20 protein-coding genes and 2 pseudogenes are annotated in these 21,655 nt (G+C 45.8%); 8 read left to right on the top strand and 14 right to left on the bottom strand.

Annotated elements, in window-relative coordinates; all coding sequences use genetic code 11:
* Positions 1-63 precede the first annotated feature (63 nt).
* Positions 64-1,335 (bottom strand): ABC transporter substrate-binding protein, encoded by a 1,272-nt coding sequence (locus Pcarn_RS06305; protein WP_261835534.1) that lies wholly within the window; start codon positions 1,333-1,335, stop codon positions 64-66.
* A gap of 315 nt (positions 1,336-1,650) precedes the next feature.
* On the opposite strand from Pcarn_RS06305, the gene Pcarn_RS06300 reads away from it, so the two are divergent.
* From Pcarn_RS06300 to Pcarn_RS06285, 4 genes are all read left to right on the top strand, one after another.
* The gene (locus Pcarn_RS06300) at positions 1,651-2,610 is read left to right on the top strand and encodes a LacI family DNA-binding transcriptional regulator (RefSeq protein WP_261835533.1); all 960 of its coding nucleotides are present in this window, start codon (positions 1,651-1,653) and stop codon (positions 2,608-2,610) included.
* A 184-nt stretch (positions 2,611-2,794) separates the two neighbouring features.
* Positions 2,795-3,256: a GNAT family N-acetyltransferase gene (locus tag Pcarn_RS06295; protein WP_261835532.1), complete on the top strand. Its 462-nt coding sequence runs from the start codon at positions 2,795-2,797 to the stop codon at positions 3,254-3,256.
* A gap of 24 nt (positions 3,257-3,280) precedes the next feature.
* Entirely contained in the window at positions 3,281-3,601 is a 321-nt protein-coding gene (locus tag Pcarn_RS06290) for a DUF4144 domain-containing protein (protein WP_261835531.1), read from the top strand.
* A gap of 130 nt (positions 3,602-3,731) precedes the next feature.
* Positions 3,732-4,028, top strand: a complete 297-nt coding sequence (locus Pcarn_RS06285; protein WP_261835530.1) for a 4a-hydroxytetrahydrobiopterin dehydratase — start codon at positions 3,732-3,734, stop codon at positions 4,026-4,028.
* Between the two features lie 66 nt (positions 4,029-4,094).
* On the opposite strand, the pseudogene Pcarn_RS22195 reads toward Pcarn_RS06285, so the two are convergent.
* From Pcarn_RS22195 to Pcarn_RS06260, 6 genes and pseudogenes are all read right to left on the bottom strand, one after another.
* Positions 4,095-4,991: pseudogene (locus tag Pcarn_RS22195) on the bottom strand (SbcC/MukB-like Walker B domain-containing protein); the annotation flags it as partial.
* Positions 4,992-7,072: 2,081 nt separating this feature from the next.
* A pseudogene (locus Pcarn_RS22190) lies at positions 7,073-7,790 on the bottom strand (AAA family ATPase); the annotation flags it as partial.
* Positions 7,790-9,031 (bottom strand): exonuclease subunit SbcD, encoded by a 1,242-nt coding sequence (gene sbcD / locus Pcarn_RS06275; protein WP_261835528.1) that lies wholly within the window; start codon positions 9,029-9,031, stop codon positions 7,790-7,792. The gene sbcD and the pseudogene Pcarn_RS22190, both read right to left, overlap by 1 nt.
* A 115-nt stretch (positions 9,032-9,146) precedes the next feature.
* Positions 9,147-9,695: a porin family protein gene (locus Pcarn_RS06270; protein ID WP_261835527.1), complete on the bottom strand. Its 549-nt coding sequence runs from the start codon at positions 9,693-9,695 to the stop codon at positions 9,147-9,149.
* A 94-nt stretch (positions 9,696-9,789) separates the two neighbouring features.
* The gene (locus tag Pcarn_RS06265; RefSeq protein ID WP_261835526.1) at positions 9,790-9,933 is read right to left on the bottom strand and encodes a hypothetical protein; all 144 of its coding nucleotides are present in this window, start codon (positions 9,931-9,933) and stop codon (positions 9,790-9,792) included.
* Positions 9,934-10,078: 145 nt separating this feature from the next.
* Positions 10,079-10,654 carry a porin family protein gene (locus tag Pcarn_RS06260; protein ID WP_261835525.1) on the bottom strand — a complete coding sequence of 192 codons (576 nt, stop codon included), beginning with the start codon at positions 10,652-10,654 and terminating at the stop codon, positions 10,079-10,081.
* Between the two features lie 143 nt (positions 10,655-10,797).
* Here Pcarn_RS06260 and Pcarn_RS06255 point away from each other — a divergent pair, with 143 nt between their 5' ends.
* The 3 genes from Pcarn_RS06255 to Pcarn_RS06245 all read left to right on the top strand — a co-directional run bounded on the left by Pcarn_RS06255 (position 10,798) and on the right by Pcarn_RS06245 (position 14,140).
* On the top strand, positions 10,798-11,508 hold the full coding sequence (locus Pcarn_RS06255) for a VV20781 family protein (RefSeq protein WP_261835524.1): 711 nt from the start codon (positions 10,798-10,800) through the stop codon (positions 11,506-11,508).
* Positions 11,509-11,634: 126 nt separating this feature from the next.
* Positions 11,635-13,284 carry an SgrR family transcriptional regulator gene (locus Pcarn_RS06250; RefSeq protein ID WP_261835523.1) on the top strand — a complete coding sequence of 550 codons (1,650 nt, stop codon included), beginning with the start codon at positions 11,635-11,637 and terminating at the stop codon, positions 13,282-13,284.
* Between the two features lie 4 nt (positions 13,285-13,288).
* Positions 13,289-14,140: a DMT family transporter gene (locus Pcarn_RS06245; RefSeq protein WP_261835522.1), complete on the top strand. Its 852-nt coding sequence runs from the start codon at positions 13,289-13,291 to the stop codon at positions 14,138-14,140.
* Here the strand turns inward: Pcarn_RS06245 and Pcarn_RS06240 are convergent.
* Genes Pcarn_RS06240 through Pcarn_RS06210 form a run of 7 tightly spaced genes read right to left on the bottom strand, consistent with a single transcriptional unit; the run spans position 14,137 to position 20,276 of the window.
* Positions 14,137-15,384, bottom strand: coding sequence for a hypothetical protein (locus Pcarn_RS06240; protein WP_261835521.1), 1,248 nt, complete (start codon positions 15,382-15,384; stop codon positions 14,137-14,139). The genes Pcarn_RS06245 and Pcarn_RS06240 overlap by 4 nt on opposite strands.
* The gene (locus Pcarn_RS06235) at positions 15,377-15,967 is read right to left on the bottom strand and encodes a hypothetical protein (protein WP_261835520.1); all 591 of its coding nucleotides are present in this window, start codon (positions 15,965-15,967) and stop codon (positions 15,377-15,379) included. Before Pcarn_RS06235 ends, Pcarn_RS06240 begins: the two co-directional genes overlap by 8 nt.
* A complete protein-coding gene (locus tag Pcarn_RS06230; RefSeq protein WP_261835519.1) occupies positions 15,961-16,911 on the bottom strand; it encodes a vWA domain-containing protein in 951 nt (316 codons plus the stop codon). The genes Pcarn_RS06235 and Pcarn_RS06230 overlap by 7 nt, the downstream gene beginning before the upstream one ends.
* Positions 16,899-17,897, bottom strand: coding sequence for a vWA domain-containing protein (locus tag Pcarn_RS06225; RefSeq protein ID WP_261835518.1), 999 nt, complete (start codon positions 17,895-17,897; stop codon positions 16,899-16,901). The genes Pcarn_RS06230 and Pcarn_RS06225 overlap by 13 nt, the downstream gene beginning before the upstream one ends.
* Positions 17,890-18,366 carry a DUF4381 domain-containing protein gene (locus tag Pcarn_RS06220; RefSeq protein ID WP_261835517.1) on the bottom strand — a complete coding sequence of 159 codons (477 nt, stop codon included), beginning with the start codon at positions 18,364-18,366 and terminating at the stop codon, positions 17,890-17,892. Before Pcarn_RS06220 ends, Pcarn_RS06225 begins: the two co-directional genes overlap by 8 nt.
* A gap of 9 nt (positions 18,367-18,375) precedes the next feature.
* Entirely contained in the window at positions 18,376-19,293 is a 918-nt protein-coding gene (locus Pcarn_RS06215; RefSeq protein ID WP_261835516.1) for a DUF58 domain-containing protein, read from the bottom strand.
* A gap of 2 nt (positions 19,294-19,295) precedes the next feature.
* Positions 19,296-20,276, bottom strand: a complete 981-nt coding sequence (locus tag Pcarn_RS06210) for an AAA family ATPase (RefSeq protein ID WP_261835515.1) — start codon at positions 20,274-20,276, stop codon at positions 19,296-19,298.
* 234 nt (positions 20,277-20,510) lie between these two features.
* On the opposite strand from Pcarn_RS06210, the gene Pcarn_RS06205 reads away from it, so the two are divergent.
* A complete protein-coding gene (locus tag Pcarn_RS06205; protein ID WP_261835514.1) occupies positions 20,511-21,569 on the top strand; it encodes a DUF1254 domain-containing protein in 1,059 nt (352 codons plus the stop codon).
* Positions 21,570-21,655: the final 86 nt, after the last annotated feature.

Below are 21,655 nucleotides of genomic sequence, written 5' to 3'. Positions count from 1 at the left end.
TAATATCCTAAATCGCGCGAAGTGCGCAGGGAAGAATCAGGCGGGTGTTCACCCACCTAAGGGCTATTTAGAAGTCCAATACTTCTCAAATTCTGTCGCTAGCGCATGTTTATCGATAACGCCTGCCAGGTATTTCTGCATAGATGCGCCCATAGATGGGAAGGCGTCACCCGGATAGTACATATTGACCCAGTTCAGCGTCTCACCCGCTTTCATTTTGGCCAGTATGGTTTGAGAAAGCTTGTCGTGCGGCTCAATCTCGATGTTGTCGTAAACCGGAATAAAGTGCATCTTGTTTACATAGGCATCGGTGCCCTCTTGCGAGGTAAACAGCCAGTTGAAGAAGTCCAGTGCACCCTCACGTTGCTCAGGTGATGACTGAGAAGCGTCCACAGTAAAGTACATAGGCACGCCTACCGAGATGGCATTGTTACCCTTGAAGCTTTCATCATTGTTCACAGGCACTGGCAGGATGCCATATTCGCCTTCAGCATTTAGCTCGAGCAAGGTTGAATACGCCCAGTTGCCCTGGAACCACATGCCCACTTCACCGGCAGCCAGAGCCATAGCGCTGTCATCATAGGTAGGTGCCAGTGGCGCACGCTTAGACTTGTTGTACTCCTTCATAAGATCGAAGGTCGTAAGCCATCCCTGATATACACTGTTATCGTTAAGGGACACCTCACCCGCTTTGATCGCTTCTAGCGCTTCAAGGTTTGCGTCGATATCACCGGCCTGGTTAGCAAATAGAACGTTGGTAAAGTGAGCGCCAAGCGACCAGTCCATCGGCGAGACGCTTACTGCATCCACATTTTCTAGCGCTGAGACCTGCTTAAATAGATTTGAAAGGTCGTCCTGAGTGGCGATAGAGCTTGGGTCAAACTCGCCACCGACTGCTTTGTTTAAAACCGCTTGGTTATACAGGAACCCAAACGACTCAACCGTGATTGGTAGACCCAGTACGCGCTCGTCGTGAGTCACCACGTCATAGGTACCAGGATAGGCATGAGACAAGATCTCGGTTTGGCTGAAATCCATCAGCTTGTCTTGCAGCTCTTGTGCCTCTTGACCCATCACCATAATGGTCGGCGCTTTATTTGAGGCGTACATAGCGGTCATTTTCTCGTAGGCATTGCCATCTAGAGGAAGTGAAACCAACTCATACTGCTCTTGAGAGGCATTGTATGCATCGATGGCATCTTCAAATTGAGGACCTATCTCCCCTTTGATGGTACCTAGGATAGTAATTTGAGTTCTGTTGGACTTTGAGTTGTCATCCGCGCCACAACCTGCAAGCAGGACAGCTGGGATAAGTAGGGCTAGTGCTTTTTTCATTATTGGCTCCGCATTCAAACCGGCTTTATGACTAAACCGATTTAGTGTCAGTTCGCTTTGTTCATTATTAAGCTATCAAGAAATCTAATTGCATATCTGTGATCAAAGCGACACTTACGTAACCGGTTACGTAAGCCATAAGATCTACGTGACAGAAATCACAACTTTCATGAGTACAATGAATAGAAATACCTATATTTACCCCTAATTTGGCTTTTGAGAGGTAAACACTTGCGTAACCGGTTTCTTAGATACAGAATAGTCAGGGTCAAAGGAAAAGCCTCCCTAGAAAGGCGCAGTGGTAAATAGGATCGAATGAGCAGTCCAATAAATATAAAGAAAGTCGCCGAACTGGCTGGGGTCTCGGTAGCATCTGTCAGCAGAACCATAAATGGTAAAGGTGGTGTCGGTGAAGCTACCAGACAAAAGGTGCTCGACACCTGCAAAGCGTTAAACTACAACCCTAGCCTCACCGCCAGAAAACTCTCTAGTGGCAAGGACGTCACCGTTGCAATCCTGCTCTCGAGCAACGACTCGCAACTCTCGCCCTATGTCACCCTCTTCTATAATCATATGTTGGAGATGCTGCAACGTAAGGGATTGGTTGCAGAAATTGTCTATCACGAAGATGTAGATTCAGTAAAAGACAAGGCGTCGAGCTGCATTGTATTAGCGGCTAATGAGAACGATCACAGACTGGAAAGCCTGCGCAGACAAGGCATTCCATTTGTAAATGTAGGTAAGAAGATCAATGGCTGGTGGGTCGCACCCGATGAATTTATGGGGATAAGACAACTCACCCTAGATCTGATTAACCGTGGCAAGAAACGTATTGCTTTTGTAGTGGCGAAAGACACGGAATCCGCAGAGCAAAATAGCCGTCACCAAGGCTACACCAGTGCCCTAGAAAGTGCCGGCCTGCCCCCCCACACCATTGAATTTGTAGGCAATCATTTCCAAGGGATGCACGTCTGCTCCTACTTCTATCGTAACCTGCATCTACTAGAAGAATACGATGCGTTAGTGTGTAACAGCGATGAGATAGCCCTTGGCGTACTCGAGGTAATCAAACATCAACCTTTAAACGTTCCAAAAGATATCGCGGTGACGGGTTTCGATGATCTTCCTTTGGTATCGGGTGAGCTCACTACTATCAAACAGAATTTGGGACATATTGCCGAGAAGACGATTGAGAGCTTAGAGTTAGCTAAGAAAGGCGACGAAGCATTCGGGGTGATTAGTCAGGTTGAGGTGCTTAATCGTAAGACGAGTTGATAGCTTCTCTACGCTGATATGAAAGCAAAGCCCTATTTCGGCTTTGCTTTTTTATACCTAGGTTTATTCATCTAGGTTAATCACATAACCCATTGATACCAATTGAATTTGACCTAACTTGAACACAAGATAGAAAGAGAAATCTCATTCTTAAATATCTCCCTCTGATACCCAAGGACTATCCATGTGTGACGATAAATTAGGTATTAGGCGACTAAGCCATGGCGATGAAGAGCTTGCACGACTAGCAATAAAGGAGCTTCTTCCAAGAAACGAAGGCGATCTGCAGACTTCAACCACGAAACATTTACATAGCTTCCTGTCTAACACCAACAACATATTGATACTTGCAACATACGACGATAAACCTATCGGATTTCTGACTGCCTACATAATGCCAAGACTGGAACGAACCGCACACATGGCCTATTTCTATGAGATAGAAGTAAGCCCAAACTTTCGTAAAAAAAGAATCGGCACTCACATGGTTAACTTGCTAAAAGAACAGTTACGCAATCAAGGAGTATCAAGTTGCTGGGTCGGTACTAACATCGATAACAAAGCAGCATTATCACTATATGAATCTACGGGTGCAAAACGTGAGCCAGAGTTATTTCACGAACTGTGGTACGAGAACCTCACGTAAAACAATTTTTAACGGTGTAGATAATTGATTCTTTGGCCATGTATTTTCAAATTAGAAGGTGACTCTGAGCTAATTTACTTAGACTCAGAACGTCACCTAAAAACCGAGCTAGATGACTTAATTTGGTATAAAACAGACTGGCTCATAGATAGTAATGGACATTGCTTTACCATCTTAGCTAAGGGAGGTGAGTATATATTTGAGGCAGAAGAGAAACGGTTCTCTCTAGCCGCAGTAACTCAACTGATCCAAGAACATGAGTTTGCAAAGGCCGAAATGTGCTTAACCAAAATACAGTTTTCATCCATACAACAAGCCATAGAATCGCTCTCGCAAGAACTATAAACACCGCCGGCAGGGTGTTGGATGGCAGAATTGACAAACAAGACTAGTCTAAACAGGAAAGCTCAGGGCATATCATCTTTGGAAATGGTTAGTAGACAAAGCCCATCTATAGACATGTATAGGTGCACGCATGAAAAACGTATTAAATGATGAAGAAGTACTAATTGAACTCACCCGCCTCAATGAGAACTCGTCTTTAACTTGGGAGCTAAAAAAAGAAAAATTATTTACTTCCATCAAGTTCAACTCGTTCATCGAAGCATTTGGCTTTCTCACTCAAGTTGCCCTCTGCTCTGAGAAACTCAACCATCATCCCGAAATTTACAATTCGTACGCCAAGGTTGACTTGTCACTAACGACACATGAGGTAGGAAGCTTAACGAGTCTCGACTTTAAGCTTGCCAGCGACATATCAAAATTCCTTTAGCAATAAGCCATTATTCTATAAATACAATTAGTTTGATAAAGGCGCTCTATGAGCGCCTCAAAGTACTTAGCTAACCGCAAACTCTCGAGCCAATTGACTCTCACCCAGCCCTACTTTCTTGCTGACTTTGATCTGCACTGGCACTCGCTCTTTCAGGGCGTTAACGTGACTTATTACACCTATCATCTTGCCTGTGGCATTTAAGGTATCCAGTGCATCCAAGGCTAGATCTAAGGTTTCTGGGTCTAGGGTCCCGAAGCCTTCGTCGAGGAACAGTGAGTCGATACTGGTCTTATGGCTAACAAGATCTGACAGTGACAGCGCTAAGGCCAGACTTACAAGGAAGCTTTCGCCACCAGAGAGTGTCTTGGTATCTCGCACTACATCCCCTTGCCACAAATCCATCACTTGAAGAGCCAGTCCATCATCAAGATTTCGTTTCAACTCGTAGCGACCATGCAGGCGTTGCAGGTGTTTATTGGCTAAATAAACGAGGTTCTCAAGTGTTAGACCTTGGGCAAACTTACGGAATTTATCCCCTTTTTGCGAGCCAATCAGAGAGTTCAGATACGCCATGTCATCGTAGCTTGCTTGAGCCTTAAGGATATCTTCAAACAGCTGCTTCTGGTTTTCGCGGTTCTCATCGTCGAGCTTAATGCGCTCCGCTATACCACCCAACTTACCTTGCAAATCGGCTTGGCTAGCTTTGGACTCAGATAGAGCAAGCTCAACCTCTTCTTTCCGCGGAATGTTTTCAGCTATCTCGCTTTGCTTGAGTTTATTTAAGCCTGTGTTAGCAGCATCGAATCGTGTCTCTGCTTCAAGCGACTGTTTGTCCAAGGTAGTTTTAAGTGACAACAACTGCTCATGTTTTTCCTTTGGCAGCAACGCAGATACAAAGTCTTGTTCACTATCAAAGATGCTATTTGACAGTGCAATTTGCCACTCACTATTTGATTCAGACTCTCGGTTAGTCAGCTTAGTTATCTGCTCTCTTGAGGCTTCAAGTTTGGTGGTTTGTTTATCTACTTCACCCTTAGCTTCAGCATGCAACTGTTTGACCGCTTCTAGTTTCTCAGATTGCTGGAACAACTCGCTCTTCTGCCCTGAAAGCTCTGCTTCAATATCATCACCTTTGTAGATGGTGAGCTTTTCAGTAGTAACCTTATCTAAAGATTCTCGAAGCTCTCCGATGGTAAATTTGTGGGTCTCAATTCCTTTCTCGAGCTCTTCGGTTCGCCCCTGTAGCGTTCCTGTTTCACTTACAAGGCTTGCGATCTTGGTTAGGTTGTCTTGCTCGCGCTGTTTATTCCTCTTCCAGATTTGGGCTTCGAGTTCACGCTCTTCTAGCCACTTGAATATCAGAGAAAGCTCAGGAATTTCATACCCTAAACCAGTGATACGCTGTTGAAGTGCCAGCTTACTATCACGAACCGCATCAGTTAGAGCCTCCTCTTCTTTCAGAGCGGAAACCTCGTTCTCAATAAAAGTATTAAGACTTTGCCGCGCCAAATTGAGCTCATTTTGCAGACCATTAGTTACATTGTCACTTAAAGTGCTATTTGATTCTGCCTCTTGCTTAGCTTTTTCAAGGCTCACCAAATCCTTATTTAAGTCATTGATTATATTGAGCTCTTTAGAAACAAGTTCAATAAATGCAACAATGGAATCAGCGCTATCTAAAGCTAGTCCAACTAAAATCTCACCTTGGCCCACTGAGACCGCTTGTGCATTTAAGCCTTCGACCAAAGAAGACCATTGAGAGATAGCATCGCTCTTTTGTTTCTCGAAAGACTCAAGTGACTTGGATGTCGCTTTCAGCTTGTGCTCGATATCGATTAAGGACTCTCTTACATTTTTACCTCGCGCCTCTATTTCAGAGCAAAGCTCATCCTCTTGCTGCTTTTGCTGAGTCAATTCAACGATGTCTCGGCTTTGCTCGATACTATGTTCGCTTGAGCCACAAAGCGGACATGCTTCACCGTGCTTTAACATTGCACGGTACTTAGCAAGTTCACCCTCTTGGCCGATTTGCTTTTCGAGGCTGGCGATAAGTTTCTTCTTGTCCTGATATCGCTCTAACAAACGCTCGCGCTCAGCAGAATGTATTTGGAGATCTTTCTTAAGCTTACCCTGCTCTTGGTTTACATCTGCAATACCATTAACAGCGGAGATATAGCTACTACTTAGACGCTTCAGTTCTGCTTGCTGCATGTAGCAACGCTCAACAAAGTCTCGCTTCGCTTCGATATTTTCTAGGGAGTTTTGCGTTTTGAATTGCTCTAGCTTCTGCTTAACTTGTGCGAATGCCTGCTGAAGTTTCGTTTGCTCCTGCAGCTGAATGTTGAGTCTCTCTTCTAACTTACCGTTAGCTTCGGATTGCTCTTGTTTATCCTTAACCAACTTGTGCAAGCTCGATGTTTTATCTGCTCGTTGGTTCTGTTTATCCCCTAGGGTGTTGGCATCATTTCGTATCTGCACGATTTCGGTCGCTAGATGCTCATGCTTAGCATTATTTTTTAGATAACTCGTGATTTTTGCTTGAGACTCTTTGATCTCGTTCAGCTCACTTGATTTAGCTTTAAGCGCATCAGATTTATCTAACAGCTCATTGGCCGATTCATTAATGAGTTTACTCTTAGCATCTAGCTCTTTGTTTAAAGAGTTTATCTCAGTGAGCATAGGACGAACCTTGATTGCCAAAGCATCTAGATTGTCTAGCTTTTGCCTCTGTTCAGCATGAGATTTTTCAGCTGTGGTTTTCAGTTTATCTTGCTTAGCCAATAACTGAGTTAAATCTGCCAGTGCCTGTTTGCCCTGCTCAAGCCCTTGCTTTTCCTCAGCTAGATCACCAGCTATTTTTCGCAGTTCTGAGTAATTTGGGAAAATCGCATGCGCAGGAATACTCTTTTCTAACTTAGAAAGTTCGACCTCGTGAGACCTAAGTGTTTCAGCTAACTTTTGCTTCTCGTTACTAGCCTCAGTAACACTGCTTTGCGCCGTTTCTAGGTCACGCCACCAGCGCATCTGATCTTCAAGTTGAGCTAATGCCGTTGCTAACTTTTTCTGGTTCGCCTCGAGCTCAGTTCGAGTTTGAGTCAACTCTTCACGCTCTTCTTCACTTAGAAGATTCACACCGTCTGCTTTAGCTTTTAGCTGTTTCAGTTTTTCGTCTTCAAGCTTGAATCGGCTGTATACCGCCTCAGAGATCAAGCCGTAGATCTCAGTGCCGGTAAGCTCTTCTAGAAGCTCTGCTCTATCATTGGCATCAGCATTCAAAAATGCTGCGAACTGTCCTTGGGACAGCATCATAGATTTAGTGAAGCGTGAGAAATCCAGACCGGTTAACTCGTTCACCTTTTCTAGTTTCTGTTTGATCGCTGAGGCTAGAATCTTTCCACTTGCCACCTCCGCAATCTCAGCCTTGGCGCTTTGCATATTGCCATCGACCTTGCCTCTTGAGCGGCGCATCGACCAGTTAGAGCGATACGCGACACCTTTAACCTCAAACTCAACCTCAGCAAAACATTCTGCTGTGCCTCGGGTCATGATCTCGTTATTGGTATGAGTAACGGAACCAAGACGCGGGGTTCTGTGGTAAAGGGCTAAACATATAGCGTCGAGTATTGTGGTTTTACCCGCACCTGTTGGACCGGTGATGGCAAATAGGCCTGAATCGGTAAAAGGTTGCTGAGTGAAATCGAGCTTCCAGCGACCTTTCAAAGAGTTCAGGTTTTCAAATTCTAAAGATAAGATCTTCATTAATGCTGCTCCTCACCATCAAGCTCTACTTGGTTGAGTATCTCGCCAAAGGTAAGAGAAATACGCTCAATACGAGCTTGTTCTTGCTCGCTGGTGAGGGTTTCAAGCTCGAGTCTACGCTTGAACACGTCCTGCGGTTTTAGCTCAGCAAGGGTTTCAGTTTTCTTCTGCTCAATAGCCTGTTTTGCTGAGGTGCGGGCACGTCTTAATTGCAGAACCTCTACATTTAGCCCTTTCACCATTTCGGCGATGCGCTGTTGAAGATCGCTCAGAAAATCTTGTTCAGACACCTCAATGGAGAGCCAAATGGTTTGCTCACTCTGTTTGAATGCTGCAAGTTGCTCTTCGATTGAGTGAAGATCGCCTTTAAGGCTCGCCATAGGTTGGAAATTTGGCACTGCGATTGGATGGATGTTTGGTGTCGTATTTTCAAATTCGACCATTACCACCTGTTTATTGGATTTGAGCTCATCGAAACTAAGTGGAATTGGCGAACCTGAATAACGAATGTTCTCTTTCTTCCCCACGATCTGTGGTCTGTGGATATGGCCTAAAGCGATGTAATCAGCTGGCGGAAAGGCATCACTGGCAAAACCTTCCAATGTGCCGATATAGATATCCCTCACTGACTCTGACTGAGTCACACCAAGCGCGGTTAGGTGGCCAGTGGCTATGATAGGCACCTTTTTACCAAGCTGGGATTCAAGCTCTGCTTGCTGAGACTGAGCTTCAAGATAAAGCTTGTGGTAGTGCGCTTTGATGGCCTCTCCGAGTTGCTGCTGTTTTTCCGTAGCTTTAACACCAGACTGACTGCTCATCACATCTTGCGGCCTAATAAATGGAATCGCACACACCAAGGCCCCTACTTGGCCATCACTGTCCAAAATTGAAACCACCTGCTCTTTATCCTCTCCTGAAGCATGAGCCACAACATCTGCACGCAGATATTTCAGAAGGTTCTTCGACTCATTCAGAACAGAAACCGAGTCATGGTTGCCTCCAAGAAGGATCAGCTGGCAATCAAGCTTATTGGCCCCAACTACGAACTGGTTATAAAGCTCACGCGCATAACTTGGCGGTGTGCTGGTATCAAAGATATCCCCTGCCACTATGATGGCGTTGACATCATTTTCTTTTGCGGTGGTAAGAAGCCAGTCGAGAAAAGCCTGATGCTCAGAGCGTCTGTTTTTATTGAAGAAGTTTTGTCCGAGATGCCAATCTGAGGTGTGTAGAATTCGCATTACCAATCCATTTTTGAAAGTGCTTTGCCAATGATAAAGGAATGAGAATATAAAACTAGATACGGAGTATGGATTATGTAACGAGTGCCCAGATTTTCATCTGGGCATATGAAGGTTAGAATTTGTACCCTAAGTCAAACATTGTGTTTTCGTAGGAAAAATCGTTTTGTCCCTTAGAAGTTGTGTAACCAATACTTGTGACGAAATGATCTCCAAATTGGGTTTCAAGACCCACACCCAATAGCACACCATTATCATGATGCTTTTGAGTTTGACCTGATTGTTTACCTTTAAGTGAATTCCAAGCCCAACCCGTTTGGACATAAGGCTTCATTGAAATACTGTTCGCTACATGGAATGGATAACCCAAACCAAGTGATGCTTGATAACTTGTACGATCAAGTTTGAATTGTTGTCTCTTGCCCGATTCGGTGACCACGCGAAAGTCAGTAAAAAGATAATCTTTATATGACTTAACAAGATAGCCACGAGAAAAGACGCTGTATCCATCAGGTTTTACTAACGAGTCCCCGTCCATATTCACGCTACCTTTCGCGTAACCCGCCCCCATAGTAATCCCAGAGAAGAAGTTCTCCGCATGGGCCAGATTTGCGCCACCTAGTGTTAAGCCTGCAAAGATCAGAGCCAGTTTTACTTTATTCATGATAGAGATCCCCCTTTCGTCATTTAGGTGGGAAATTGTATAAATAACGTACATACTTAAAACACGAACACTTCTTCATGAACTGTTCGTGTTTTTAATTTCGAATCTGAATAAAGTAGTGGTGCCCCATATGAATAGTCTGAGTAATAGGCGTAGGCTGCAGGTCAGCCGCCATGCGAAGCACAGGAAACGGTTGCACCAACAACTGAATCGAAATGCCTTCCATGTCGCGACTCATAAAAAACTGCCACTGGTATTGTTCAACCCTCTTGCGTCCCGCATAGACGACTTAGATGACATCGATAAACTAGTGTAAAAATAGAAAAGCGGGGATCATGCACCGATCCCCGCTTTTTTATTGAATATTTAGTTTGTCTGGCTTGTTAGAAACGATAACCTAGGTCGAAACTTACTTGCTCCATCTTGAAGCCGCTGGTCTCTTTGGTGTAGTTCACTGTGCTTACGAAGTGATGGCCAAATTGTGCTTCTACGCCTGTACCAAGGGTGAAGCTGTTGTCACTTTTAGAGCCATGAGTATCGAATCCAGGATAAGTGGTATCGAACTTAGCTTTATCCCACGACCAACCCGTTTTAACGAATGGTTTCAACTGAACAGAATCAGAAACCTTGTATGGATAGCCTGCACCAACACTTGCTTGAAGGTGATCGCGCTTTAATTCAGCCGTTTTCTGATAACCTGCTTTTGTCTGAGCACTGAAGTCTTCTTGGGTCCAAGAGTATCGTGAGTCAACAAACAAATAGTCGTTGATTGGAGCTTGCGAATACAACTCAAAGCCATCTGAACGGTTAGACGAGCCTGAAACGTTTATATCCTTACCCGACTCATTAATGTAACCAGCACCAACTGATACACCATCAAAAAAGTCACTAACTGTCCCTGCATTTGCGAACGATGCGAATGCCACTGTCGATAAGAGTGCATATTTAAGAGCTTTCATATTAGTCCCCCCATGAATAGCCTTGCACGCAATATAGTGATTTAGATCACAATAAAACAGGAACACCTTTCCCGAACCTATTCCTCTTTTCAATGCATAAGGGTGCTTATATTGTCGCCAGAAATAACGAAAAAGGGTTCACCATGAAAAACATAACAATCAAAACTGCGACTCTCGGCGTGCTGATCGCCTCTGCTCTTACAGGCTGTGTTTCAACTGCAGTCATGCAAAAATCTGACGAAGTCGCCAGCCTGCCATCCATGGCTGTTTCTGTAGATGGACAGTTTGGCGGATTTGGTACAGAGGGTACCTTTGATGTTGCCGGTTTATATAAAGGTAAGTTTACACGAGATGCCTCAAGCACTGACTGGTTTGGTGTATATGGTACCGCTGAAGGAGGACTAGCAGCCGAAATCACTAAGGTAGATTCCAATCAAAACTGGAAACTCGCTTGCCATGGTGACCAAGGAGGCTTAACTCTTGGAGGTATCAATATGGCGAGTAGCGACCCGTTTGAATGTGACATTCTGGTGGAAAATCAAAAAGTCGGTAGCTATTCAATCAAGCCGGAGCGCAAGCTCATTGGCGATGCCGATGAAAAAGGCTCTATTACCCTTGATGGAACCACTCTTCAAGTTGCCGCGGTTAAAACAGCTCAAGGCTCCTCCTTCTCCGGCGGCTATCCACTGGGCTACAGCTTCATGCTGAACGGTAAAGAGGTAGCGGCTACGGAAACCAACAGCCATATCAGCATTCAAATGATGGAAGATCTGACTCCGGAACAAAAAGATGCGGTGGTCGTGGGTAGCATTGCCAGTGCTCTATCATGGCGCCCAGAATACGAAGACGAATAAGCCTTCCGTATTATTTTCTATATTGGGCAAAGTAGTCTTATTGGCATTAATGGTTTTAATGTTCTAAAAAGTCGAACTGCCCTTTTCTGATCTAAAATATTAACTTCTTGTTTTACGATTTGACTCATGATGGAAAGACCCAGCAGTACTATTCACCTGCAAAGATTAAAACAGCTCGACAGCTACTTTGGTACCGAAGCCACCACGGTAGATAGCCAGACTCTGGCAGATGTGATGTCTTGCTCTACTCGTAACGTTGCCAAGATCATGAAAAGCCTTAACGAGCTTGGGTGGATCCACTGGATCCCAGGTAAAGGCCGAGGCAATAAGACCCAGTTGCAGATCCTGAGCTCCTTTCACGAGAGATTTTGTAATGTGCTCAAGTCTTATGTGGCCAACGGTGAGCTGAATGAAGCTTCACGTTACGCCGATATATTTAAATACGACAACGTGTTTAAGCAGCACCTGCCAGAATGGCTAGCCGATCTTTCCGAAGACAAAGAACATTCCGATGAGTTGGTCTCTCTAGTGCCATACAGCCTTCCTTATTGCCACCCAATGAATATGACGGATCGCCATGCGGGTATCTATGTGATAGCAATGTTCGACACCCTGATTAAACTCAACACCAGTACTGGTGCATTCGAGCCACACCTTGCTCACCAGTTCTATCAAGAAGGGCTAACCCACTACTTTCGAATCAGACCCGATGTCTACTTTCATAACGGTGAGTTGGTAACGCCAGAGCATGTAAAGCAGAACCTAATCGCTCATATGGACGAGCATAGTGTGGCGCATCAGCTCTATTCCAGCATCAAAAGTGTCGAAGTAAATCATCAATGGGTGGAAGTAACCCTGACTCATGATGACCCTGTATTTTTGCACGCTATTGCCGATGTGCACGCGTCGATATTTCTAGACAACGATGCTGAGCCGGATTACCCATACGGCACAGGTGCTTATCACTGGGAATATCGCAGTAAGGATCATTGGTCTTTAGTTAAGAATGCTCAGTACTTTGCTGTACATGGGGTGTTAAAGCGCGCCGACTTTTGGCACGTCACTACCTCAAATAAAACCTCGGTAGGCCACCTATTTGAGTTCGAACACATCGACGATATCGCCAACAAAGCGGATCGCAGCTACTCCACCATGGGAACCAAGGCACTTTGCTTCAGTCATAGGTTGGACTTCAATACCCGGTTAGCTCTGAGTGCCTTCACCAATCAGGTACTCAATAAACACTACACCAATGACCGAGAGCTTACTTCCACCATACTGCCTAATCGCAAGATTCGTGAGCTGGAATCCAATGACGCGCTTAACATGAGCGACATCCCTACTAAGCTCAAAGTGCACGTGCAGAACCAAGAGCCCATACAACTGCTTTGGATAGAGTTAGTCAACGCAGGGATCAGTATCGAGTATGTGGAAACCGTGGCTGAAGCAGACATTTGGGTAAACAACTTCCTGTTTGGTGCAGACGTGCTGCTCGATCACTATTACTGGCTGATGCTGAGCGAATCTGCCTGCAATATGATCACACCATTTAAACAAAGACAGTGGATCACAGAGTTTCAGCAAACCCGAGCCTCTAAAAGTGCATTTTTAAATGATATAGAAGATCGCTACCTAGAAGAGAAGCGCTTGGTGCCACTTTGGGTGAAATCTGTGGCGTTCAAAAGCCACGATACTCTTCGCGGCACAGATGTTGATAGCCTAGGTATGATGACTCTGTGTAATATCTGGTTTGATAAACGAGAAAAAGCCAACTGATTTGATGTCTACCTTCTTACTAACCGGCCTTGCAATGCTGGCCTTTGCTGCGAACTCTATACTGTGCCGTCTCGCGCTAGCCAAAGGGCTTATAGACGCGGGCTCATTTACCCTGTTTCGATTAATATCGGGGGCAGTGCTATTACTGGTTATGCTACTTTTCACCGGCAAAGGAAAAGCCTCTGCACCGAACCTGAGATTTAGCCTGCTTGCAGGTGTATCCCTATTTGGTTACGCGGCACTGTTCTCTTTTGCTTATCTCAAGCTCACTGCAGGCACAGGGGCGCTACTACTGTTTGGTGCTGTGCAACTGAGTCTGTTGGCCCTTTATTGGTGGCAAGGTGAACGTTTTAAAGCTCTGGAAATCATCGGTATATCTGTATCAGTGGCAGGTTTTGTCTATCTGATGCTTCCGTCAGTATCTCGCCCAGATACGCTCTCTGCGCTACTCATGATAGGTTCGGGAGTTTGCTGGGCTGGCTTTACCGCGTTGGGTAAGCAGGCTGAATCCCCTAGCCTTGGTATTTCCTGGGGCTTTATCTCGGCCTCAATAGTGGCGCTGTTTTTGTCGCCATTTCTACTTAACAACATACACATTACTTTAAACGGGGCACTACTGGCTATTGCCTCTGGCGCCATTGCCTCGGGTCTTGGATACCTTCTATGGTATCAAGTAATGAAGAGTCTCAGCCTATTACAGGCGGCTGTGAGCCAACTTTCGGTGCCAGCTCTGGCGCTGGTGATTGGCGCACTGTTATTGGGAGAGTCGTTAACCGCACACGCGATAATCTCGGGCACGGTTATTTTAGGTGGCATCGCCCTAGTCTTTACCTCTAGGGCGAGTAATAAGGATTAATGTGGATTCAATCGCCAATCAAACTTAAATGATGTTTTCTGTTTGCTCGGCACAGTCGACATCAATCTCAACAGTTCCATCGCCTTCTCATGGGTAAAACCCTCGTTCGACTTCGAATAGGTCTGCTCAAGCATTTCTTGCCACAGAGGAAATCTTTCAAGTTCTACACCCTTAACTTGAGACAACTCTCGAGCCAGGTTGATCGCCTTATCGTACTCTTTGTGCTTAACAGCATTTAAGAAGAGCTTAGAAAGCGGAACCTTTGTCTGTTTAGATGTTAGCCTCGGCACTCGTTTTATCTTGTTAAAAGCCAGCTTAAGCGCCCATAGCAAGGCGATAACACCGAGAAGTGCATACACCCAGATCTGATCCAGCTTAGGCAAACTTGAAAGCAAGCTTGGCGTGCCCACCACAAACACCTGCTGATCAAGCTCGAGTGTTTTCATACTTTTCGACTCGGTCTCCCACCACTGCACAGTCTGACTAGGCACAGTAAAGTGCCCCTCGTTAGGGAAGATATAAGTCACCTCTTGAGTCAGTATCGCAGTGTTGGACTTTGACAGTCGATTGTATTGATTCTCTTTTTGTAGCGGTTTCACATAGCGCTCAGCACCTGCAATCTCCGCAGCTTTAAACTCAGGCAGTAGCATAGTGTGAGAGTCTTTTACGCTCAGTACATAGGTTAATGTTACCGCGTCCCCACTCTCTAGCTCTTCTTCACTTGCACCAGTAACAGTAAAACTGGCTGCACTGCCGGCCACGTACTCTAGTTGTGAACCTGAAGCTGTTACGTCAAAGCCCGCCTCAGGCGTCTGGATAGCGCCAGATACCGATGTTTTGTCATCTAAAAGAGTCACAGCTACATCAAAGCTTGGCAGTACAAAGCGCCCTTGTTGCATTGGGTAAACATAGATCTTGGTGCTTTGCGAATACCAACGCTCACCATCTACCATCTTGCTAGAGCGCAATACACCCTGCTCGTCAGATTTTACGATGCCATTATCTACATTAAGGTACGGCAAGACTATTTCATCTTTCAGAGGATATTTACTCACGATCTCAAGGGTAGCTTGTACCTGCTCACGCGGCACAACCTTGTCGCTGTCTAATTCGACACTAACCTTGATGTCACCCTTATCGATATAGCTTTGCAGCTCAGATGCCAGAAGGTTTTGGCTGGTGAACAAAGCACACAGAATCAGCAGGCTTTGTATAAACAGGTTTTGAAATTTCACTCTATTCACTTGCGTACTCCTGCTGAAATTTTTGTCTTAAGAACTTTGATGGGTCTTGGCGAACCTGCTTCAGCCATGCTGCATCGCTAAGTTGCAACTGCTCTGTTGCTTCCGCTTCAGTCTCTTCGTCAGCAAGCTGGCGATCATCAATCTTCTTCTCCGCTTCCATTGCCTCTGGCGGGGCATCTTTGATTTTCTGGATTGCATCCTTCATTACTTGGATGTTGTGAGTCGCTGCTTTGGCAAATCGCTCGCTCGTAGCAAGCTGGGTATACATCTCTAGCGCCTTTTCAAGCTGACCTGAGTAAGCGTTAGCATTGGCCATTAAGAACTGAGACTCATCATCTTGCGCATCTTTTAATAAGGTAATGGTCGAAGCAAAGTCACCCGCAAGATATGCGCTGTATGCTTTCCATTTAGTGTCCTGATACAGATTCGATGCTTGCTCAAATTCCCCCTTCTCAAAATGGAGCTGGGCTTGCTGATCCTGCGATAGCCAGAAATCTTTGAGAGAATTTGGGAACAAGGCGCCCCAACCTAGAGTAACCACCACTAGACCAAGCAAGATCCACCATTTGTATTTCACTACCATTGCAAGGTCCACCCACGTCTAAACCACATCAGTTGAATCGGTAATATCAAAAACAGCAGCCAGTAACCTGAGTCATGCCAAGGCTGATCATTGTCTTGCACCGCAAACAGATTATTCTCGATCTCACTGTTCACCGACTTAACATCACTGTCATCATGGGTGAACTGCACCAAAGAGCCATTACCTGATTTAGCCAGAGTTTCTAACTGAGTCAATTCGCTCTGGGATAACCCAGACTCTCCAATTGCCCACACTACGACCTGGTGCTTAAGGTCTGTAAACTTCTGCTCGAACGCTTCGATAGCCTCAGGCTCAGTTTTGTCGGTCACAATCAATACCGTAGAGGGTGCCTTTGATTGAGAAAGCAGCTTATCGATAGGCGCTAACACCGTATCAGGCTTGCTAGTCTTTTCTGGTAGCAAGTTAGGCTCTAGTGCATCTAAGAAATAAGCAGCCAAAGCCCTGTCTTTGGTCACTGGCATGGCAACATGGGCGCTGCCACCAAAGATGATCAAACCTGATTTTGCATCCCCTCGCATCTCTAGCAGTTGGCTTATCTTCTGTTTAGCTCGAACCAATCGAGACGGTGCTAGATCTTGCCCTTGCATAGAAACATCCAGCGCGATAATGAGCTCGGAGTTATCCTCAAACAGCGGCGAAGTCTCTTGCTTCCATGTTGGTCCGGCCATAACCACGGTTGCAATGAATGCAAACAGAGTAAACGCTTTTTTTGGCGTCACCTTACGCTTGCCGTCTGGGTTTACTGTTAGATGCTCGACCATGTTCTTAGACATGACTCCCTGCCACTGGGCAAGAGTATTGTCCTTCTTACTGAGTTGGCGACAGAAAAACGCCAGAGGCAATATCGCCAACAACCAGAACGGCCTCATGAAGTGAAAATTTGCCAAATTCTGTAGAGACAGCTGATTGATTATTTCACCCATTTTCTGCCTCCTATGAACTTTAAATTACCTAACAAAAGCAGTAGCACCGTGACTAAGTTAAGGACAAATCCAATACCGAATGCGTAGTGGTGCAGGCTGTGTTTCGGTCTGTGTGACAGTACCTCAAACTCTTGCTCTTCAAGCTCATCAATGGTTTTGTACGCCTGCTCTAAATCTTGACGGTTTAGGGCTTGGAACGTCTGACCGCCAGTAAGCTCAGATACCTTTTCTAGCGTTGGGATATCCATCTTGTATCGCCCTTCGGTGCTCGGGTCGCCCATAGCTATGGTGTAGATCTTCACCCCATATTTAGCCGCAATCTCAGCCGCTTTTATCGGTGGCATCTTTGAACTGGTATCATCACCGTCGGTTAATAGAATCATTACCCTCTGACGGCTTTGCTCTTGCTCAAATACCGAGATAGAAAGTCCAATCGCATCGCCAAACGCAGTCTGAAATCCTGCATAGCCAAGCTCTACGTCGCTTAAAAGATTCAGCCAGGTGTTAGTGTCTTCAGTAAATGGCGCTTGTACATAAGGAGCATCAGCAAACAAAATCAAACCGAGGCGGTCGTCTTTACGTTTCGCACCAAACTCTTTTAATACCTGCTTAGCTACGGTCAATCTGTCTTGTTTATTTCCCTCATCATCAACAAAGTCTCGCTCCGACATAGAGCCAGAAAGATCCAGCGCGACCATGATTTCTCGAGCTGATTTTCGCTGCTCAATAGGCTCACCCACCCACATAGGTTTCATCAGTGCTGCAACTAAAGAGAGATAACTCACTACTACGATTATCCACTGCAACCTGCGACGATTAAGCTCAGCTGCACTCTTGGTTGGCTGCTCACCTGAGACCTCGACCAAGCGTGTAAAGAACGGTACCTGCAAAGAAGATTTCGACTCTTTATATGCCGGTGAGAATCGATACACCACATATGGCAAGAGTAAAAGTATCGCCATCCATGGGTATTCAAATTCAATCATGATTCACCTCATGGTGTTTCAGCCAGTGCGCAACCTGAGCCTTGAATTGCTCGATTTGTTTATCCTGCAAAGCGCTACTTGGCATATAGGCAAGGTTTGATAAAAGCCCTGCAAACTGGGTCGAAAAGTGGCTACCCGCGCAGCGCTGATCTAGCCATTTCTCCCAATCTCTGCCAATCAAACTGGCCACGTCGGCCCTTGGGTAGGCATAAAGCGCTGCACGTCGAATTAGCACTGGCAATACTTCCAACTTCTGAAGGCTTGCCAGTTCTGCTAACGCAGCGCGGCGATAGGCGTTGGCTTGATACTGCTTTATCTTGAGATACACGCGATAAGCAAGGTAAAGGCATAAGAGTGCAAACACACATAACCAACCCGTAGATAGAGGTAACCAAGAGATAGCCGCAGGCGCGCTCGGTTCCACAATCTCCGTTAACAACGGACTTTGCATACTAGGTTTTAATGACATATCTGACTCCTAGTTTGCGCCAAGCGCTCTTCGGAGCTGTACGTCGCTGCTCTCCAAGGTATTGAACGGCAACACTGGCACTCGATATTTCTTAGCCACCTTTTTGAACGCTTCAATGGCGCGAACCACATCTTGATTAAAGTCATCTCGGAGTTTGTCTTTTGCCGAAACCGCGACTTGCAACTGACCATCGCTGACAATCATGGAGTCCAGCCCCGCCAGTTGATGCTCTAACGGGTCAGTTACATGACAAAGGATCAGGTCGTTTCTTTGACAAAGTGTTTTGATCTGCTCTTCACTGTTATCTCTGTATCCATAACCGTCAGAGATCAGAATCACTAGTCCATCGTGCTTAACCAGTCTCTGAGCTTGAGTCAGAGCCTTGGCAAACGAGTTGGTTTGGCACTCAGCCTTCTCACCTACTTTGAGTTTGTGATTTCGTCTAACGATCTCATTGAGCAAGGTCAGTACATGGTTGGCACTGCGCTGCGGCGCGATAGAAGTGGCATTGTTATCATCGAATACAATGGCACCCACACGGTCAGTGGTTTCTATCACTCGCCATGCAATCAAGGCCGCTAGTTCTGCAGCAATCACCGACTTGGTCTTTTCGGTACTGCCAAAAAACATGCTTGAGCGCTGATCCACCAAAAGGTAGACATTGCGTTCGCGCTCTTCTGAGAAGATCTTTACATGCGGCTTTCCGGTTCTCATGGTCACCTTCCAGTCCATCGAGCGAATGTCATCACCGATGTGGTAATGGCGCATCTCTTCAAAGTTCAGACCTCGCCCTCTTAGACGAGACACGTGGCGACCGTTAAGCAGACTATTGACCGGTTGCAATGGCAGAAAATCAAAGCCTTTGGCTTTATATTTCAACCCTCGCAGCGTATGCAGATCCGTGTAGATATTCGGGTCTTTTTTCATAGTTACGCCACTGCGACTTGAGACAGGATTTCATCAATAACGCGGTCAGAACTGATACCCTCTGCCAGAGCATCATAGGAAAGAATCAAACGGTGACGAAGCACTCCATGCACGACATCGCGCACATCCGTAGGATCAACAAAATCTTTGCCTTTTAGCCACGCCATGGCGCGGGCACATTTATCAAGGGCAATGGTGGCACGTGGGCTTGAGCCTACTGCAATCCAGTTTTTAAGCTCTGAATCTTCGAATGCTTCTGGCTCTCGAGTCGCAACTATGATGGCAACCATATACTTAAGAACCGCATCGCTGCAGTAGATGTCTCGGATTTGTTCTCGAGCCTTAAAGATTTGCTGCGGATCGATAGGCTCTGATTTGGCCTTGCTCGCACCATCTTCGCTTCGCATCATTCTTATGATCTGCTCTTCAGCATCAGCACCTAGATAATCGAGATTGATCTTCATGATAAAGCGGTCCATTTGAGCTTCAGGCAGCGGATAAGTGCCCTCCTGCTCAACTGGGTTTTGTGTTGCCAGTACCATAAAAAGCTCAGGAAGTTTGTAGGTCTTGCCTGCCACAGTAACCTGACGCTCCTCCATCGCCTCTAGCAATGCCGCTTGCACCTTAGCTGGAGAGCGGTTGATCTCATCGGCCAGCAATAGATTGTTAAAAACAGGCCCAGGCTGAAAATGCAGAGTCGGCTTGCCATCTACCTCTTGATACACCTCTGTACCCGTTACATCTGAAGGAAGAAGGTCCGGCGTAAACTGCACTCGTCCAAGATCCACGGTCAACGCGTCGGCTAGTGCCTTGATAGAGCGGGTTTTAGCGGTACCCGGCAGTCCTTCCAGAAGAACGTTGCCATTGGTAAGTAGAGCTACCAATAAGGTGTCTACCATATGCTCTTGACCGATAACAGACATGCCCATCTGCTTCTTTAGCTCAAGGATTGACTCTAGGGTTGGGTTCATTGCTTCGCTCATCTCTTCTGCCTCTGTAATAACTAGCGTGGCTAATAATTGCTCACCTTATGGTATGCATGATAGTTCTTTCATTTATTTTCTGCCATGCATTATATGGATATCAGCTATCAGCCTAAGTCAATGGTTTTTGTAAAGAGCGTTCTTAATATAGAAAAGGTCAACAGCACCTGCCTCAAGCGAACAACAGAGTTCGGCAGTGGGTGTTTAACCTGAATACAAGTTTGGAGTTACAGCATGAAGAAACTATCACTTAGCATTGCACTTGGACTGAACCTTATCGCACTGCCTACTTTGGCAAATACAGAGGTCTCTACACTGACCGATTACTTCAGCCCTGCAGGTGAAAAGACAACAGTTGAGAACTACCCAACCCTAGAAACTTCGCGCCAGTATCTAAAAAACCAAGAGCTAGTGGGCATCAACAACTTCCTGCACAAGCGCGAATTGACGCCAACTGACGAGCAGCCTGTTGTTCGAATGAACCGTGATACTTACTACTCAATGGCTGTTATCGATGTATCTAAAGGTGCGAGTGTAACCCTTCCTGAGATCCCAGTAGGCAAGTACATGTCGATGGAAATCATTACTGAGGATCACCGCATTCAGGCGATGAAATATGGTGCAGGTACTTTCGAGCTATCTACCCACACTGGCGATCACGTTTACGCCATCATCCGCCTAGACGCGACCTTTACTAAAGAAGAGGCACACGCGCTTCAAAACAAAATGAGCGTTCAAGCGAACTCGAATAAAGAGTTCACAGCACATCAGGTAGATAAGGCTTCTTTCGAAACAGTTGAGAAATCTCTAAAGGCGGAGATGCCAAAAGTGCTTAAGCGTGACGGTGCACAAGCAACATTCGGTATGTTCACCGACCCGAACGACAAATCTAAAGAGCTATTTACTGAAGAGAAATACGCTGTGGGCGCGGCTATCGGCTGGGGCGGTGCGCAGCTAGAAGACAACATCTATGAGGTGTCAGGTAACTACCCAATGAACGAGTGTTACCAAGCGACCTTTGATGACCCGAAGAACCAAGCATTTTGGTCTGTAACCGTATACAACAAGCAAGGCTTTATGTTCAACGATGTGGCTAACATCAACTCTAAACTTGCTGAGAAGAACGCCGATGGTACTTATACCTTAAGCTTCGGCTGTGGTGACGATGCACCGAATAACCTAGACATAAAGAACGACTCTGGCGTGTTTAATGTAGCTTTCCGTCACTACATTCCAAGCCAAAAGGTTCGCGATGGTTTCCGTATCCTGCCACTTATCAGAGCAGTGAACTAACCCTTCCCCCACAGAGGCTGCCTGCACATAAAACAGGCGGCTTCTATCTCTCATTATTCCACCAGCGAATGTTGCCTTATTCACTT

This window comes from Vibrio ishigakensis, from assembly GCF_024347675.1.
Taxonomy (GTDB): domain Bacteria; phylum Pseudomonadota; class Gammaproteobacteria; order Enterobacterales; family Vibrionaceae; genus Vibrio; species Vibrio ishigakensis.
Note: the sequence above shows the minus strand (reverse complement) of the source record. Positions and strands in the feature narration are given on the sequence as shown.

Bases quoted from the DNA above. Each gene is read 5' to 3' on its own strand.
- Pcarn_RS06265 (WP_261835526.1), bottom strand. From the start codon at position 9,933: ATGAGTCGCGACATGGAAGGCATTTCGATTCAGTTGTTGGTGCAACCG.
- Pcarn_RS06250 (WP_261835523.1), top strand. From the start codon at position 11,635: ATGATGGAAAGACCCAGCAGTACTATTCACCTGCAAAGATTAAAACAG.
- Pcarn_RS06300 (WP_261835533.1), top strand. From the start codon at position 1,651: ATGAGCAGTCCAATAAATATAAAGAAAGTCGCCGAACTGGCTGGGGTC.
- Pcarn_RS06270 (WP_261835527.1), bottom strand. From the start codon at position 9,695: ATGAATAAAGTAAAACTGGCTCTGATCTTTGCAGGCTTAACACTAGGT.
- Pcarn_RS06210 (WP_261835515.1), bottom strand. From the start codon at position 20,276: ATGAGCGAAGCAATGAACCCAACCCTAGAGTCAATCCTTGAGCTAAAG.
- Pcarn_RS06225 (WP_261835518.1), bottom strand. From the start codon at position 17,897: ATGATTGAATTTGAATACCCATGGATGGCGATACTTTTACTCTTGCCA.
- Pcarn_RS06220 (WP_261835517.1), bottom strand. From the start codon at position 18,366: ATGTCATTAAAACCTAGTATGCAAAGTCCGTTGTTAACGGAGATTGTG.
- Pcarn_RS06235 (WP_261835520.1), bottom strand. From the start codon at position 15,967: ATGGTAGTGAAATACAAATGGTGGATCTTGCTTGGTCTAGTGGTGGTT.
- sbcD (WP_261835528.1), bottom strand. From the start codon at position 9,031: ATGCGAATTCTACACACCTCAGATTGGCATCTCGGACAAAACTTCTTC.
- Pcarn_RS06305 (WP_261835534.1), bottom strand. From the start codon at position 1,335: ATGAAAAAAGCACTAGCCCTACTTATCCCAGCTGTCCTGCTTGCAGGT.
- Pcarn_RS06285 (WP_261835530.1), top strand. From the start codon at position 3,732: ATGAAAAACGTATTAAATGATGAAGAAGTACTAATTGAACTCACCCGC.
- Pcarn_RS06295 (WP_261835532.1), top strand. From the start codon at position 2,795: ATGTGTGACGATAAATTAGGTATTAGGCGACTAAGCCATGGCGATGAA.
- Pcarn_RS06255 (WP_261835524.1), top strand. From the start codon at position 10,798: ATGAAAAACATAACAATCAAAACTGCGACTCTCGGCGTGCTGATCGCC.
- Pcarn_RS06230 (WP_261835519.1), bottom strand. From the start codon at position 16,911: ATGGGTGAAATAATCAATCAGCTGTCTCTACAGAATTTGGCAAATTTT.
- Pcarn_RS06215 (WP_261835516.1), bottom strand. From the start codon at position 19,293: ATGAAAAAAGACCCGAATATCTACACGGATCTGCATACGCTGCGAGGG.
- Pcarn_RS06245 (WP_261835522.1), top strand. From the start codon at position 13,289: ATGTCTACCTTCTTACTAACCGGCCTTGCAATGCTGGCCTTTGCTGCG.
- Pcarn_RS06205 (WP_261835514.1), top strand. From the start codon at position 20,511: ATGAAGAAACTATCACTTAGCATTGCACTTGGACTGAACCTTATCGCA.
- Pcarn_RS06260 (WP_261835525.1), bottom strand. From the start codon at position 10,654: ATGAAAGCTCTTAAATATGCACTCTTATCGACAGTGGCATTCGCATCG.